The 15,686-nt window shown below is 48.0% G+C and carries 13 protein-coding genes; 10 read left to right on the forward strand and 3 right to left on the reverse strand.

Features of this window, described 5'->3' with window-relative positions:
• Positions 1–47: 47 nt before the first annotated feature.
• The 5 genes from yaaA to EDC45_RS00975 all read left to right on the forward strand — a co-directional run bounded on the left by yaaA (position 48) and on the right by EDC45_RS00975 (position 4,957).
• Positions 48–824, forward strand: a complete 777-nt coding sequence (gene yaaA / locus EDC45_RS00955; protein ID WP_133542561.1) for a peroxide stress protein YaaA — start codon at positions 48–50, stop codon at positions 822–824.
• 7 nt (positions 825–831) lie between these two features.
• Positions 832–1,437 (forward strand): 6-phosphofructokinase, encoded by a 606-nt coding sequence (locus tag EDC45_RS00960; RefSeq protein ID WP_133542563.1) that lies wholly within the window; start codon positions 832–834, stop codon positions 1,435–1,437.
• A gap of 12 nt (positions 1,438–1,449) precedes the next feature.
• On the forward strand, positions 1,450–2,373 hold the full coding sequence (locus EDC45_RS00965) for a cation diffusion facilitator family transporter (protein ID WP_133542565.1): 924 nt from the start codon (positions 1,450–1,452) through the stop codon (positions 2,371–2,373).
• Between the two features lie 90 nt (positions 2,374–2,463).
• Complete coding sequence (gene pfkA, locus EDC45_RS00970) at positions 2,464–3,429, forward strand: 6-phosphofructokinase (RefSeq protein WP_133542568.1); 966 nt, start codon at positions 2,464–2,466, stop codon at positions 3,427–3,429.
• 82 nt (positions 3,430–3,511) lie between these two features.
• Positions 3,512–4,957 (forward strand): NAD-dependent succinate-semialdehyde dehydrogenase, encoded by a 1,446-nt coding sequence (locus EDC45_RS00975; protein ID WP_133542570.1) that lies wholly within the window; start codon positions 3,512–3,514, stop codon positions 4,955–4,957.
• 139 nt (positions 4,958–5,096) lie between these two features.
• Here EDC45_RS00975 and sodA read toward each other — a convergent pair whose 3' ends face one another.
• A complete protein-coding gene (gene sodA, locus EDC45_RS00980; protein ID WP_133542573.1) occupies positions 5,097–5,750 on the reverse strand; it encodes a superoxide dismutase [Mn] in 654 nt (217 codons plus the stop codon).
• Positions 5,751–5,909: 159 nt separating this feature from the next.
• Complete coding sequence (locus tag EDC45_RS00985) at positions 5,910–8,180, reverse strand: NADP-dependent malic enzyme (RefSeq protein WP_133542575.1); 2,271 nt, start codon at positions 8,178–8,180, stop codon at positions 5,910–5,912.
• A 386-nt stretch (positions 8,181–8,566) separates the two neighbouring features.
• Between EDC45_RS00985 and rsuA the strand changes: the two genes are divergently transcribed.
• The 5 genes from rsuA (at position 8,567) to EDC45_RS01010 (ending at position 14,352) form a co-directional block, all read left to right on the forward strand.
• Entirely contained in the window at positions 8,567–9,268 is a 702-nt protein-coding gene (gene rsuA, locus EDC45_RS00990) for a 16S rRNA pseudouridine(516) synthase RsuA (protein WP_133542577.1), read from the forward strand.
• A gap of 1 nt (position 9,269) precedes the next feature.
• Complete coding sequence (locus tag EDC45_RS00995) at positions 9,270–10,469, forward strand: Bcr/CflA family multidrug efflux MFS transporter (protein WP_133542579.1); 1,200 nt, start codon at positions 9,270–9,272, stop codon at positions 10,467–10,469.
• Positions 10,470–10,476: 7 nt separating this feature from the next.
• Positions 10,477–10,707 carry a zinc ribbon domain-containing protein gene (locus EDC45_RS01000; RefSeq protein ID WP_133542581.1) on the forward strand — a complete coding sequence of 77 codons (231 nt, stop codon included), beginning with the start codon at positions 10,477–10,479 and terminating at the stop codon, positions 10,705–10,707.
• Positions 10,708–10,976: 269 nt separating this feature from the next.
• Positions 10,977–12,308, forward strand: a complete 1,332-nt coding sequence (locus EDC45_RS01005) for an MFS transporter (RefSeq protein WP_133542583.1) — start codon at positions 10,977–10,979, stop codon at positions 12,306–12,308.
• Between the two features lie 199 nt (positions 12,309–12,507).
• Positions 12,508–14,352 (forward strand): ABC transporter ATP-binding protein, encoded by a 1,845-nt coding sequence (locus EDC45_RS01010; RefSeq protein WP_133542585.1) that lies wholly within the window; start codon positions 12,508–12,510, stop codon positions 14,350–14,352.
• A 144-nt stretch (positions 14,353–14,496) separates the two neighbouring features.
• Here the strand turns inward: EDC45_RS01010 and rlmC are convergent, their stop codons facing one another.
• Positions 14,497–15,684 carry a 23S rRNA (uracil(747)-C(5))-methyltransferase RlmC gene (rlmC, locus tag EDC45_RS01015; RefSeq protein WP_133542587.1) on the reverse strand — a complete coding sequence of 396 codons (1,188 nt, stop codon included), beginning with the start codon at positions 15,682–15,684 and terminating at the stop codon, positions 14,497–14,499.
• Positions 15,685–15,686: the final 2 nt, after the last annotated feature.

The raw sequence follows: 15,686 nt of genomic DNA on the forward strand, positions 1-15,686 counted from the left end.
GTAACCGCTAACCGATATTTATAACGGATAACCGATAAAGAGGCGCTATGTTAGCTATTATTTCTCCGGCCAAAACGCTGGATTATACCGGTACAGTACCCGAATTACCAATTTCGCAACCGCAGCTGACGGATTACAGCCGGCAGCTTATAGATATTTGCCGTACGCTGACTCCGGCTCAAATCGGCTCGCTAATGTCGATCAGCGACAAATTGGCGGGTTTAAATGCCGCTCGTTTCGCCGAATGGCGGGAAACCCATAACGAGGATAATTCCCGTCCCGCCATTTATGCCTTTAAAGGCGATGTTTATACCGGACTGGAAGTGGAAACTTTAAACCGGGAGGATATTCTGTTTGCTCAGCAGCATTTAAGAATGCTCTCGGGATTGTACGGGCTGCTGCGACCGCTGGATTTAATGCAGCCTTATCGTCTGGAAATGGGAACTAAATTGGCCAATAAGCAAGGCAAAGATTTATATGAATTCTGGGGCGATGTGATTACCCGAACATTACAGGCGGATTTGCAGGCACAGGGCGATGATATTTTGGTGAATTTGGCATCGGACGAATATTATAAATCGGTACGTCCGCCAATGTTAAAGGCAAAAATCGTTAAACCGATTTTTTTGGACAACAAGGGCGGTCGCTATAAAGTGATCAGCTTTTATGCCAAAAAAGCGCGCGGATTAATGTGCCGCTATATGATCCTTAACCGACTGACCGATATTGAAGGGCTAAAAGCTTTTGATTATGCCGGTTATTGGTTTGATCAAACCGCTTCAACGGAAACGGAATTGGTGTTTAAACGAGATCTTAGCGAGTAAGCGAAGTATGAAAAAATTTTTAGTGCTATTGTCCGTCGGCCTGTTGAGCGGTTGTGCGGCGAATATGGATAAAACAGCGAAAACGGATAGTTTATCCGAGCTTGCTTTGCCGAAAAGTATTAAACATAACGATAAGAATTATCAGCTTAAAGAACAGCAGGATTTACAGACCATTGCCCGTTATGTTTATTTCGAAGGTAAAGAAAACCTGAAAAACTGGAAAAGTGCGGTTGAATTGCTGCTTGATCGTAATCCGGAACAACGCTCGTTGAGTAACCGTATTCAGTTGCGCCAACGGGTATACGAAAATACCGGTGTAGAGCATTTTAAACTCTATGAAGAAAAGGGCGACTTGTACGCTTTCGTCATTTATAAGCCTTCCCCCCTGCATAATGACTGGCAGGTCGATGTGGCCAGAGGGCATGAGGTGGAAAACTGCGGTTTTGTGCAGTACCAGTATTCCTTGAAGATTCCGAAAAGCAAAAAAATTCTGAATATGGGACAGGTAAAACTGATTGGCTACCTGAAAAAATATGTGGTGGACAAAGAACTGGCCCGTATTGCAAAAACACCTTGGCGGTTCGAATGCGTTAAACCCGCCGGCGCTAAGTAAGCGGCGATAACCATGGCAGTTGTTTATTCTCGCCAAGTTAGAAAGGCGGCATTATTGGCGGTATTTACCGCCTGTGTACTGATTCTGGCTAAGGGGATTGCCTGGTGGAGAACCGGCTCGGTCAGCATGCTTGCTTCCATTACGGACTCTATGCTGGATTTGCTGGCCTCCTTTATGAATATGCTGATATTACGCTTTGCTCTGATGCCGGCGGATCATAATCATTCTTTCGGACACGGCAAAGCGGAATCTCTTGCCGCATTGGTTCAGAGCGCGTTTATTTCCGGTTCGGCGATTTTTCTGCTGTTACAGGGCGTTCACCGTCTGAATGCACCTCAGCCCTTGCAGGATACGGCCTTAGGTATCGGGGTAACAGTGCTGGCTATTGTGATGACGCTGATGTTGTTACTCTATCAGGGTAAGGTGATCCGCCAAACCGATAGTCCGGCGATTAAAGCCGATCGTTTACATTATCGTACCGATTTATTAATGAACCTGGCGATTTTACTATCCTTGTTTTTAAGCCTATTCGGTTTTATTCATGCGGATGCCTTTTTCGCTATTCTTATTGCTTTCTATATTTTATTCAGCGCTGTGAAAATGCTGTTTGAGGCGGTTCAGTTATTATTGGATCGCGCTTTGCCGGAAGTGGAGGAAGCGCTTATAGCTCGCACGATTTTAAGTGATAAAAGGGTATTGGGTTTTCATGATCTGCGTACGCGTCGTTCCGGTGCGGTACGTTTTATTCAGTTTCATCTGGAGCTGGACGATCACCTGTCTTTTCTACAGGCTCATGAGATTACCGATAGTGTCGAGCAGCGTTTGCAACAGCTGTTTAGCCAAGTGGATATTGTAATTCATCATGAACCGACCAGTGTAGTCATCGCCGAGGGAAATAGTGAAAAGCAGGCACAAAAGCCGCCGATAAAAATTTGATCCCCATCACAAATTTTGCTAGAGCCGGATTGGCAAATAGTGTAATCTTAGGCCGAATTGATTATTTAAACTTTAACTGAAGGTGGTTATATGATTAAGAAAATTGCAGTATTGACAAGCGGAGGAGATGCGCCGGGTATGAATGCCGCCATTCGCGGTGTGGTTCGCGGCGCATTGTCGGAAGGACTGGAAGTATTCGGCGTATACGACGGTTATTACGGTTTATATCATAATAAAATTAAGCAGCTTAACCGTTATAGCGTATCCGATGTGATTAATCGCGGCGGTACTTTTTTAGGTTCCGCCCGTTTCCCGGAGTTTAAGGATCGCGAAGTGCGGGCGAAATGTGCAGAAGTACTGCGTTCGCACGGTATCGACGCACTGGTGGTTATCGGCGGGGACGGTTCCTATACCGGAGCGAAATTGCTGACCGAAGAATACGGCGTTGCCTGTATCGGTTTGCCGGGCACCATTGATAACGACGTACCGGGCACCGATTATACCATTGGTTATCAGACCGCCCTGGAAACCGCGGTAGAAGCTATCGACCGTTTACGTGATACCTGTAGTTCGCATCAGCGCATCGCCATTGTGGAAATTATGGGACGTCATTGTAGTGATCTGACTATCTCTGCGGCCATTGCCGGCGGTTGTGAATATATTGTTGCCTCCGAGCATGCTTTCGACCGCGAAGAATTGATCCAACAAATCGAACGGAGTATCGCCAACGGCAAACGCCATGCCATCGTGGCGATTACCGAATTGATCACCGATGTGCATGAACTGGCCAAAGAAATTGAAGCGCGGGTTAAGCATGAAACTCGAGCTACCGTACTGGGGCATATTCAGCGCGGCGGTACTCCTTGCGCCTACGACCGTATCCTGGCTTCGCGTATGGGGGTTTATGCGGTGGAATTACTGTTGCAGGGGAAAGCCGGTTATTGTGTGGGTATCCAGAACGAACAACTGGTGCATCATGATATTATCGATGCGATAAATAATATGCGACGTCCGTTTAAAGAAGATTTAATGAAAGTTTCCGAAAAATTATTCTGATACGGCATATGCAGCGGCTCCCTTGACGGGAGCCGTTTTGTTATGCGCCCCTGAAATTATTGTTATTGGAAAAGGATAGATTATGCAGAACTTAACTTTATTCAGAACTCAGGCTTATATTAACGGTACCTTTACCGAGGGCCTGGAGAAGCGAACCTTTGCTGTATATAACCCGGCTAACGGCGAACAAATCGCGCAAGTGGCCTGTTTAGGTAAAGAGGATACGTTAGCGGCGATTGCCGGCGCAGAAGCGGCGCAGCGGCGCTGGCGCGATACTACTGCTAAAGAGCGAGCGGCCATTTTGAACCGCTGGTATGAGTTGATTATGCAGAATCAGGAACAGCTGGCCTATATTTTAAGTTTGGAACAGGGTAAACCCTTAAGAGAAAGCCTTGGTGAGATAGCTTATGGTGCCAGCTTTATCCAATGGTTTGCGGAAGAAGGAAAACGGGCTTACGGAGAAATTATTCCGCAAGACAGAAGTGATCGTCGGCTATTAGTCATTAAGCAGCCGGTCGGCGTGGTAGGTGCGGTTACCCCCTGGAACTTTCCGAATGCGATGATTACGCGTAAAGCGGCGCCGGCGCTTGCTGCCGGCTGCAGTATTATTGTTAAACCGGCGGCGGAAACCCCTTTATCCGCTCTGGCGCTGGCGGAATTGGCGCAGCAGGCGGGAATTCCTCCCGGTTTATTTAATATTCTGACCAGCGATCGGGCGCAGGAAGTGGGCGAAGTGCTTACCTCGGATAAACGGGTACGAAAATTTACCTTTACCGGCTCGACTCGCGTCGGCAAACAACTTATGGCGCAATGTGCCGCAAGTGTGAAGAAGATCAGCCTTGAACTTGGCGGTAACGCCCCTTCTTTAATTTTTAACGATGCGGATCTGGATACTGCCCTGCAGGGCGTTATCGCCTCTAAATTCCGCAATGCGGGGCAAACCTGTGTATGTACTAACCGGATTTATGTGCAATCCGGGATTTATCGTGCTTTTGCCGATGGGCTGGCGGAAAAAGTGCGGTCCTTTCGGGTGGGAGATTTTACCAGTTCAGATACGGATATCGGCCCTCTGATTAATTCCGCGGCGGTGGATAAAATAGAACGCCATATTGCCGATGCGGTAGAGAAAGGGGCAAAAATCATTGTCGGCGGTAAACCTCATGAGTTGGGGGGAAATTTCTTCCAACCTACCGTGCTGGAAAAGGTTAGCCAGCAAATGCTGGTTTGCCATGAAGAAACCTTTGCGCCGCTGGCTGCACTGATTCCGTTTGAAACGGAAGAAGAGGCGATTGAAATGGCAAATGACAGCGAATTCGGCCTGGCTTCCTATCTTTATACTCGGGATATGGCGAGAATCTGGCGGGTGGCGGAAGCCTTGGAAAGCGGACTGGTGGGAATTAACGAGGGCGTAATTTCCAATGAAGTGGCGCCTTTCGGTGGGGTAAAACAATCGGGGCTGGGGCGTGAAGGTTCACGCCACGGGCTGGACGAATTTTTGGAAATCAAATATTTGTGCATGAAACTGTAGCCGCATAGCGCCATTGGTTTGCCGGCCTTGGCTAAAAGTGCGCTTGTTTTCAGCCCGTTTTTACCATGGCGCTCGGCGCGAATAAGGAATAAAAAATGCCCCGCATTAAGCGGGGCAGCTTTTTAAGTTTTAGATTCGATTATTTGGCGCAACTGCAACCGGCCAGTTTTTTCTCAAAACGTTCGTTGGCGAAGTCCCAGTTAAGCACGTTCCAGAATTCTTTAATATAGTCCGGACGACGGTTCTGGAATTTCAGGTAATAAGCATGTTCCCATACGTCTAAACCGAAAATAGGCGTACCTTCGCAACCGGCGATGGCTTTGCCCATTAACGGAGAATCCTGGTTAGGAGTAGAAACCACCGCCAGTTTTCCGTTTTCCTGTAATACCAACCAAGCCCAGCCTGAGCCGAAACGGGTAGCGGCCGCTTTTTCAAATTCGGCTTTAAAGGCTTCTACGGAACCGAAATCACGGATAATCGCATCTTTTAACGCACCCTGTAGGCTGGTACCTTTTTTCAAGCTTTTCCAGAATAGGCTATGGTTGGCATGACCGCCCACATTGTTGCGGATAGCGGTTAGTTTATCGGCAGGAACCTTATCCAGATTTTTTAATAACTGACCCGGACAACCGGAGGCTAATTCGGCTAATTCCGGCAAAGCTTCCAGTGCCGCATTGGCATTGTTCACATAAGCCTGATGGTGTTTACTATGGTGAATTTCCATAGTTAATGCGTCAAAATGCGGTTCAAGGGCATCGTAGGCATAGCCTAATTCAGGTAGAGTATAAGCCATAATTTTTTCCTTATTGATTGAATGAATAATAAATTGGCATATCACCAATAGTTAACAAGATATTAACACTAAATTTGATTAAGATCATTAAAAATGGCGATTTTATCTTGCCAGAGACGAAAAAAACAGGCATACGAAATCGTATGCCTGTAGGTTTTATTAGTTTTGTTGTGCTTTTGCCGCAACAATCGCCACCATATTGATAATCCGCCGTACGGAGGATACGGAGGTCAGAATATGCGCCGGTTTATTCATTCCCATCAGGATTGGGCCGACGGTAATAGGCGTTGTGGTGCCTTGCAGCAAATTAAGACTGATACGGGCGGCTTCCATATTCGGCATAACCAGCAAATTGGCCGCGCCTTTTAGCGGGCTATCCGGCATGATTTCCTGACGTGATGTCGGCGATAGCGCCACGTCGCAGTGCATTTCGCCGTCAATAATCAGCTCCGGCGCTTTATTACGTACGATTTGTAAAACTTCACGCATTTTGACCGCACTTGGGTGATCATAGGCGCCGTAATTGGAATGGGAAACCAGAGCTACCTGAGGTTCGATACCGAAGCGACGAACTTCCTGGGCGGCCATAAGGGTGATTTCCGCCAGTTCCTGGGCATTAGGATCCTGATTCACAAAGGTATCGGCAATAAACAGGTTACCGGTAGGCAGAACCAGTCCGTTTACGGTCGCAGGTACGGTTACCCCTTCTTTTACACCGATAACGTCTTTAATGGTGCCTAAATGGCTGGAGAAGGAACCGACCAGACCGCAGATCATGGCATCGCCGTAGCCGAGATGGAGCAGAATGGCCCCTATTGCAGTAGGATTATGCAGCATTTTCCGTTTGGCGATGGCAGGTGTAACCCCACGGCGTTTCAACAACTCGTAGTAGGCCGACCAACATTCGTAGTAGCGCTCGTCATTTTCCGGGTTCACGACTTCAAAATCCCGTCCGGCCTGAATATGCAGTCCGAGTTTTTTAATCCGTTGTTCAATTACGCCGGGACGACCGATCAATACCGGTGAGGCGATGCCCAGTGTGGCGATTTCCTGAACGGCATGTAATACGCGGTTTTCTTCGCCATCGGTCAGAATTACCCGTTTTTTCTGCTGTTTGGCCTGAGCGAAAACAGGTTTCATAAATAAATTGGTTTTATATACGAACTGGGTCAGTTGTTCGATATAGGCATCGAAATCCTGGATTGGACGGGTGGCCACCCCGCTGTCCATAGCCGCTTTTGCCACCGCCGGAGCGATGCGAACGATTAAGCGCGGATCAAAAGGTTTCGGAATAACATAATCCGGGCCGAAGCTGACTTCGCTGTCGCCGTAAGCGGAGGATACCACCTCGCTCTGTTCGGCCAAGGCTAGATCTGCAATGGCATGAACCGCCGCCATTTTCATTTCTTCATTAATGGTGGTGGCGGATACATCCAGTGCGCCGCGGAAAATAAACGGGAAACAAAGGACATTATTAACCTGATTCGGGTAATCGGAACGACCGGTACAAACAATTGCATCCGGACGCACGGCTTTGGCTTCCGGCGGAGTAATTTCCGGATCCGGATTGGCCAGTGCAAGAATCAGCGGATTCGGCCCCATGCTTTTTACCATTTCCTGGGTCAGTGCGCCCGCGGCGGAACAGCCGAGGAAAATATCCGCATCGGGAATAACGTCGGCCAGGGTGCGGCTGCCGTTATCATCAATGGCGTAGGATTTTTTGGTTTCATCCATCCGTTCGTCGCGGCCTTTGTAGATAACCCCTTTGGAATCGCAAACCGTGATATTTTCGCGCTTCATGCCGAGTGAAATCAGCAGATTCAGACAGGCGATGGAAGCGGCGCCGGCACCGGAGGCGACCAGACGCACCTTTTCAATTTTTTTATTCACGATACGCAAACCGTTCAACACCGCCGCCGCACTGATAATCGCAGTACCGTGCTGGTCATCGTGGAAAACCGGAATATTCATGCGCTCGCGTAATTTACGCTCAATATAGAAACATTCCGGCGCTTTAATATCTTCAAGATTAATGCCGCCAAAAGTAGGTTCCAGCGCGGCGATAATGTCCACCAGTTTGTCCGGATCCTTTTCATCGATTTCAATATCGAAAACATTGACGCCGGCAAATTTCTTAAACAGTACGCCTTTTCCTTCCATTACCGGTTTTCCGGCCAGCGCGCCGATATTACCCAATCCCAGAACTGCGGTACCGTTTGAAATCACCGCAACCAGATTGCCGCGCGAGGTATATTTATAAGAAGCGGCGGGATCCGACTGAATTTCCAAGCAGGGAACCGCAACCCCCGGCGAATAGGCCAGGGCTAGATCCCGTTGGGTGGCAAGTGATTTGGTCGGTGTTACTTCGATTTTTCCCGGTACGGGGAATTGGTGGAAATCTAATGCGGCTTGACGTAATTGATCATCCATAATAAACCTCTTTGCGTGTTATATTCGGAGTTATTGCAGGAAAGACACCGAATCCGTCCGCGATATTCGCTCGCAGGGTATGAATTCAGCGAATGGAAAGATTATAGCGCCAATCGGGAAAAAATAATGTGATATATAACCGTTTTTTACAAAATGATTACAATTTAAGAGCGCAGGCTATCGTTTTTGACGCAAAATGGTTACAATACCCAAGACTAATTTCTTCTCTTTTCTCTGTTTTCCGCGCTAATAGCGACGGAAACACAAAATAAAAGTTAATCTTAATTCCGGTCTGCCGAGGGACGTCTATCGGCGGATCTCCTCTTTAATAGGGATATTTTCATTGTCCGCCGGGGGGATACCTCCCGTTTTATTTGGGATTTTCCATGCGTTTAGATAAATTTATTGCTGAAAGCAGCGGGCTGACCCGTTCTCAGTCCGCTAAGGTGATTCGTCAGGGGCTTGTTTGCTGTAATGGCGAGGTGGTTAAAAACGGTGCCGCCAAAATCAGCCCGCAGGATCAAGTTTATTTTGAAGACAGGTTGTTGCCATGGCTTGAAAAAGGTCAGTATTTTATGCTGCATAAGCCGCAGGGCTATATTTGCACCAATGATGAGGGCGAATATCCGACGGTATTTCAGTTTTTTGATTATCCCTTAGCAACAAAATTGCACTGTGCCGGACGTCTGGATGCGGACACTACGGGATTAGTACTGCTGACCGACGACGGACAATGGTCGCACCGAATTACCGCACCAAAGCATCATTGCGAGAAAACTTATTTGGTGGGGCTGGAGGATCCGGTGGAAGAACATTATGTACAGGCTTGTGAGCAGGGGATTTTACTGCGTGGGGAAAAGTCGCCCACGCAGGCGGCAAAACTGGAAATTCTGGACGATTATAATGTCAATCTGACCATTCGGGAGGGGCGATATCACCAGGTTAAACGGATGTTCGCCGCTCTGGGGAATAAGGTGATTGCTTTACATCGTTGGAGAATTGGCGATCTGATATTGGACGAGGGATTGGAAGAAGGCGAATTCAGAGCCTTGACCGCAGACGAAATAAATTATTTTAACCGGGGGTGATGTGAGTTCTGTAACACAAACTAAGATCAGTTTTATTTTTATTGCCACCTTAGGCATTCTTTCCATGTTGCCGCCGCTGGGGATAGATATGTATCTGCCGGCGTTTTTGAATATCGCCCGGGATCTGAATGTCGAAGCGGAAAAGGTACAACATACTCTGACCTTTTTTACCTTCGGAATGGCGGCGGGACAGTTGTTTTGGGGGCCGGTGGGCGATAGTTACGGACGCAAGCCCATTATTTTACTGGGGGTTGCGATTTCTGCGGCGGTTGCCTTTGTGCTTACCGGAGTAAGCAGCATTGAAAATTTTACTCTGCTGCGTTTTATCCAAGGATTTTTCGGCTCCGCCCCTGTGGTATTGGTCGGCGCGCTATTACGGGATCTGTTCAGCAAAAACGAGTTGTCCAGAATGATGTCGATGGTAACCTTGGTATTGATGATAGCTCCGCTAATCGCCCCTATTATCGGTGGTTATCTGGTGGTGCATTTTCACTGGCATTCAATTTTTTATGTGATTGCGATGATGGGGGTATTCAGCATATTACTGGTATTTTTTGTGGTTCCGGAAACCCATAAAAAAGAAAATCGTATTCCTCTGCGTTTAAATGTGGTTGCCCGCAATTTCGTCAGTTTATGGAAGCGTAAAGAAGTATTGGGCTATATGTTTTCCTCGGCATTGGGATTTGGCGGGCTGTTTGCTTTTTTAACCGCAGGCTCCATTGTATATATCGGGTTGTATGGGGTTAAGGTGGAGCAGTTCGGTTATTTCTTTATGCTGAATATTGCGGTGATGACCCTGGGTTCTTTTCTGAACGGACGTATAGTATTTAAACTCGGGGCGGAAAATATGTTACGGCTGGGGCTGGGGATTCAATTGTTGTCCGGTTTATGGCTGATTGCGGTAGCTTTGCTGGATTTAGGGTTCTGGCCGATGGCAATAGGCGTGGCTGTGTTTGTGGGGCAGAATTCATTGATTTCTTCCAATGCCATGGCTTCCATATTGGAAAAATTCCCGACCATGGCGGGAACCGCAAATTCTATCGCCGGCAGCGTACGTTTTGCCACGGGGGCGGCTATAGGTTCGCTGGTTGCCTTGATGAAGATGGACAGTGCAACACCGATGTTGCTAACCATGGGCGCTTGTGTGATTGCCGCTGTAATCTGTTATTATTTTTTAACTTATCGAACATTAAAAAAATAGGAAAACTATGGCGCTACAACGATGCCCCGAATGTCGTAAAAAGATCAGTGAAAGCGCAAAATTTTGCCCTCATTGCGGTTTTTCCTTTGCCGAGGCGGATCTGGAAATATACCGCCAGCGCTTAGAACAGCGTCGGCTGCATAATCGCGAAGTTAACCGTAAAAGCGCAAAATTACAGTTGATCTGGCTGTTGGTTTTCGCGTTGGTGATTGCTTTGACCTCCTGGCTGGCGAACTGAGCCGGCCGATAACTGTAAAAAAACTTGCCGAATTTCGACCGCACTTTTTGCGGTCGCCTGCTAATCCTAAAAAATAAAATTCTGTCGCCGTTTAAAATAAAAAAATATTTTGCTGAATTGTTTCCGTTATTAAATATTTTATGATTTGTAATGGATTGATTTGATTGATAAAAATTGATTTTTCATTATTGCGCAAAGGATTAAAAACCGATAGGATTCGATAGTTCGTTTTATCGAATTTAAATCAATAATATTTAGGAAAGCAAAATATGACGGCAACATTAAAGTCTTCACATGCCCAGAATGATCCGCGTAAAGTGGCATTGGCATCTATGGTGGGTACCGCCATAGAATTCTTCGATTACTATATCTACGCTGCGGCGGCGGTATTGGTGTTCAACACACAATTTTTTCACAGCGATGATCCCCTGTCTAATGATCTCGCCTCTCTTTCCACCTTGGCGCTGGCATTTTTCGCCCGTCCGGTAGGTTCTGCACTGTTCGGTCATTTCGGCGATAAAATCGGGCGTAAAAAAACACTGGTGGCCTCTTTATTGCTGATGGGGCTGTCAACAGTGATGATCGGTTTGCTGCCTACTTACGAGAGTATCGGTATTTGGTCGACGGTGGCGCTTTGTATTTGTCGTATTGGGCAAGGGATAGGCCTGGGCGGTGAATGGGGCGGCGCCGCATTAGTGGCGACGGAAAACGCCCCGGAAGGAAAGCGGGCTTGGTACGGCACCTTTCCGCAGCTTGGTGCGCCGATAGGATTATTTTTAGCCAATGTGTCTTTTTTCCTAGTGAGTTATATTTTCGGCGCGGAACAACTGGTGGCATGGGGCTGGCGTATTCCGTTTATTTCTTCGATTCTGTTGGTCGTCGTAGGTCTTTATGTACGTTTGACGCTGCATGAAAGTAACGTGTTTGTAGAAGCGGAACAGCAGGGTAAAAAGCATAAGGCGCCGGTAAGCGTTGTATTTACCAAGCATTTTAAACCCTTGGTGCTGGGAACCTTTATTATGACCGCCACCTATGTTCTGTTTTATATTATGACGGCATTTGCCCAGATTTATTCCAGAACGCCGGCAACCTTGTCGGAATACGGCCATGCTATGGGATTGGGTATTCAAGCCAATACCTTTACCGGCTTCCTCTTGATTAGCGCCGTGGTTTTCGGGATTTTCGTCAGCCTGTCGGGAATTTATGCGGATCGTATCGGACGGCGTAAATGGCTGTTGTGGGTTAGTGCGGGCATGGCCTTGTTCGGGTTTGCCATGCCTTTATTTCTGGACGGAGGTACCCCGCTCAGCGTACTGGCGTTTTTAATTGTGGGTATGGTTTTAATGGGGATGACCTTCGGGCCGATGGCGGCCTTGCTGCCGGAATTATTCCCTACGGAAGTGCGCTATTCCGGTTCTTCTCTGGCGTATAATTTCGCGTCTATTATCGGTGCTACAGTAGCGGCTATTTTTGCCATTAAAATCAATGCCGCCTACGGTATTATCGGGGTTGGGGTATATTTGGCCGCCAATGCGTTGATAACCTTTGTAGCGCTGTATGTATCCGAAGAAACCAAAGATTTGGATCTGGCTTATATCTGATTCCGCATAAAGCGGCGTGTGATTCGCCGCATCTCTTATCTCGCTCGCCCTACAATTCGGAGGCGAGCTTTTTTATTGTACCCCTTAACTAATCAACGCTATAATAACCGGGTTTTAAGGCAACAGTTGTCAGGGACCCGGTAATATATCGAATATCGGCGTATCCCATGTTGCCTTTGTTTTTTTTAAGGTAGGAAATATGTTCGATAAAATTTTTTCATGGTTTGAAAATCGGCTTGATGCCTATCCGGAAAGCGCCCCGAAAACACCGGAAAGGGGGCTATTGAAATTTATCTGGTCCAGTGTGGACGGCATGAAAAAATGGATTCTGCTGCTTACGATTCTGGTGATCGGTATCGGCGCACTGGAAGCGGTACTGTTTCAGTTTATGGGGGTGCTGATTGACTGGCTGAATAAATATACGCCGCAGCAGCTATGGCAGGAAAAATCCCATTTATTGATAGGCATGGCGATCCTGTTGTTGCTGAGTATCCTGTGGTCATTTTTAGCTTCCGCGGTACGTTTACAGACCCTGCAAGGGGTATTCCCGATGCGTCTGCGCTGGAATTTTCATCGTTTGATGCTGGAACAGAGCCTTAGTTTCTATCAGGACGAATTTGCCGGACGGGTTTCCGCCAAGGTGATGCAAACGGCACTGGCTGTGCGGGATACGGTACTTACCATCGCCGATATGATGGTGTATATCGCCGTTTACTTTATTACTTCGGGCGTGGTGCTGGTGGCGCTGGACGCCTGGTTTCTGTTGCCTTTTGTCCTATGGATACTGGTTTTCGGTACCATTTTACGTTTGCTGATTCCTAAATTGGCGAAAACCGCAGAAAATCAGGCGGACGCCCGTTCACTTATGACCGGGCGGATTACCGATGCCTATTCCAATATTATGACGGTGAAACTGTTCTCGCACGGTTCGCGCGAGGCCGCATACGCCAAGCGCTCTATGCAGGAATTTATGCTGACGGTGCATGCTCAGATGCGTCTGGGAACTTCTTTGGATACCTTAACCTATGCCGCCAATGTGGCTCTGACCCTGAGTACCGCCATCCTCGGTATTTTCCTGTGGCAGCACGGTTTGGTCGGCGTCGGTGCCATTGCTACCGCCGTTGCCATGGCGTTGCGAGTCAACGGATTATCTCACTGGATTATGTGGGAAGCGGCGCGACTGTTTGAAAATATAGGTACCGTTAATGACGGTATGGCAACCCTGTGTAAGCACCAAGCGATTATTGATAAACCTAATGCTTCAACACTGGAAGTGAGTCGGGGGGAAATTCGGTTTAATCAGGTGGATTTCGCCTATGACCCGAGTAAACCTTTATTGAAAGATTTTAACCTGGTGATTAAACCGGGGGAAAAGGTGGGGTTGATCGGACGTTCCGGCGCGGGAAAATCCACCATTGTCAATTTGTTGCTGCGGTTTTATGAAGCACAACAAGGCAGCATCACTATTGATGGGCAGAATATTATGGATATTCGGCAGGAAAGCCTGCGCAGCCAGATTGGTTTGGTAACTCAGGATACCTCGCTACTGCATCGCTCGGTGCGCGACAATATCCTGTACGGGCGTCCGAATGCTACGGAAGAGGATATGATCAATGCGGCCAAGCGTGCGGAAGCGGCAGATTTTATTCCCTTTTTAAGCGATGCTAAAGGACGGCGCGGCTATGACGCCCATGTGGGCGAACGCGGGGTGAAGTTATCCGGCGGTCAACGCCAGCGTATTGCCATTGCCCGTGTTATGCTGAAAGATGCGCCTATTCTGCTGTTGGATGAAGCTACCAGCGCACTGGATTCGGAAGTGGAAGCGGCGATTCAGGAAAGCCTGGATAAGATGATGGAAAATAAAACCGTTATCGCCATTGCACACCGCTTATCCACGATCGCCGCAATGGATCGGCTGATTGTACTGGATAAAGGACGTATCGTAGAGCAGGGATCCCATACCGAATTACTGGCTAAAAACGGATTATACGCCAAACTATGGCGCCATCAGAGCGGCGGCTTTTTAAGTGAACAACCGGATTAAACTTCCTTAGAGCGATAATATTCCACTGCGTTGACAGGTCGGGAATAGGGATAGAGATAGAGCATTAAGGGCTTTGCCGATAGTTTAAAGTTCCGGTAATGGAGCGTAATAATAAAAAGTGCGGTGATTTAAACCGCACTTTTTTTAGGCCTGATGGCGTTCGAGCAAGGTCAGTACCTCATAATGAGCTGTATGGGGAAACATATCGAACAGTTGAATTTTTTGTATCCGATAGGCGGAAAGCTCGCTTAAATCCTGCCCCATACTGCTTGCATTGCAGCTGGAATACAGAATAAAACGAGCCGGCATCCGGTTTAGAAATTGTGCCAGAGGTTTGCCGATACCGCGCCGCGGCGGGTTGACGATAACCAGTTCGGGCGGGGCTTCATTCCGGTCTAAGGCGAAAGCGGCGGCATCCAGCGATTGGAAGCTCACTTCGCCGTTTCCTTTATCCAAGCCCAGACGACGGGTGGAAAGAGCGGCGGAGAAAATAGCCGAAGGTGAAATTTCGATCCCGGTCAGGCGTACGGGTTGCTTCGGTTGTCGCCTATTTAAGGCCTCGGCACAGTGCAGACCGAAACCGCCGACACCGCAGAACAGATCCCATAAATGCCGAATCGGTAGCGCTTCCACCCATTGGCTGGCGGTAGCATATAAAGCTTGCGCCACTTCGGGATTGGTTTGAAAAAAGCCCTGCGGGCGGATAAATAGCGGAATCCGGTTGAACCTTTCTTCCAGAACCTGTTGTTCGGTCAGGAAAATTTCTTTTTCCCCTTCCAAAATAGCCGCATGTTGGGGCTGAATATTCAGGCTAACCACTTTGACCTGAGGTAATTTTTGCAACAGTGCGGGCAGTTCTCTTCGTATCAGCGCCAGCTTGGTTTCGGAACGCAGAACGAAGCGGAGCATAATTTCTTGCCGATAACGACTTTCCGTGAGCAAAATATATTTCAGCTCGCCTTTACGTCGCTCGATGTTATAGGGGGTTAAACCGGCGCGCGCAATAAAATCTTTCAATACCGGGAAACAGTGGCGGAAGGCGGGCGGATAAAGGGGACAAGCGGTGAGATCCCTTACCTGTTGGCCCTCTTCCTGAGAGAGCAAAATACCCAGCAGCGGACGTTCTACCGTACCGCCGATTACCATTTTTGCTTTATTACGAAATGCCCTTGGTGCGGAAGGGGAAGGCGGGTAGCGGTAAGCATTGCGCTCAAGCCCTTGTAGGCAGTCGCTCAGGTGTTTTTCCTTTTGCGCCAGTTGTTGTTGGTAGGGGATTTCCAGCCACTGGCAGGAACGGCATTGGTTGCGTTGATAATAGGGACAATCAATCATGG

Origin of the sequence: Mesocricetibacter intestinalis (assembly GCF_004363295.1) — a bacterium.
In the GTDB taxonomy this organism is placed as follows: Bacteria; Pseudomonadota; Gammaproteobacteria; order Enterobacterales; family Pasteurellaceae; genus Mesocricetibacter; species Mesocricetibacter intestinalis.

Coding starts and splice junctions, on each gene's coding strand:
- yaaA (WP_133542561.1), top strand. CDS start 48: ATGTTAGCTATTATTTCTCCGGCCAAAACGCTGGATTATACCGGTACA.
- EDC45_RS00960 (WP_133542563.1), top strand. CDS start 832: ATGAAAAAATTTTTAGTGCTATTGTCCGTCGGCCTGTTGAGCGGTTGT.
- EDC45_RS00965 (WP_133542565.1), top strand. CDS start 1,450: ATGGCAGTTGTTTATTCTCGCCAAGTTAGAAAGGCGGCATTATTGGCG.
- pfkA (WP_133542568.1), top strand. CDS start 2,464: ATGATTAAGAAAATTGCAGTATTGACAAGCGGAGGAGATGCGCCGGGT.
- EDC45_RS00975 (WP_133542570.1), top strand. CDS start 3,512: ATGCAGAACTTAACTTTATTCAGAACTCAGGCTTATATTAACGGTACC.
- sodA (WP_133542573.1), bottom strand. CDS start 5,750: ATGGCTTATACTCTACCTGAATTAGGCTATGCCTACGATGCCCTTGAA.
- EDC45_RS00985 (WP_133542575.1), bottom strand. CDS start 8,180: ATGGATGATCAATTACGTCAAGCCGCATTAGATTTCCACCAATTCCCC.
- rsuA (WP_133542577.1), top strand. CDS start 8,567: ATGCGTTTAGATAAATTTATTGCTGAAAGCAGCGGGCTGACCCGTTCT.
- EDC45_RS01000 (WP_133542581.1), top strand. CDS start 10,477: ATGGCGCTACAACGATGCCCCGAATGTCGTAAAAAGATCAGTGAAAGC.
- EDC45_RS01005 (WP_133542583.1), top strand. CDS start 10,977: ATGACGGCAACATTAAAGTCTTCACATGCCCAGAATGATCCGCGTAAA.
- EDC45_RS01010 (WP_133542585.1), top strand. CDS start 12,508: ATGTTCGATAAAATTTTTTCATGGTTTGAAAATCGGCTTGATGCCTAT.
- rlmC (WP_133542587.1), bottom strand. CDS start 15,684: ATGATTGATTGTCCCTATTATCAACGCAACCAATGCCGTTCCTGCCAG.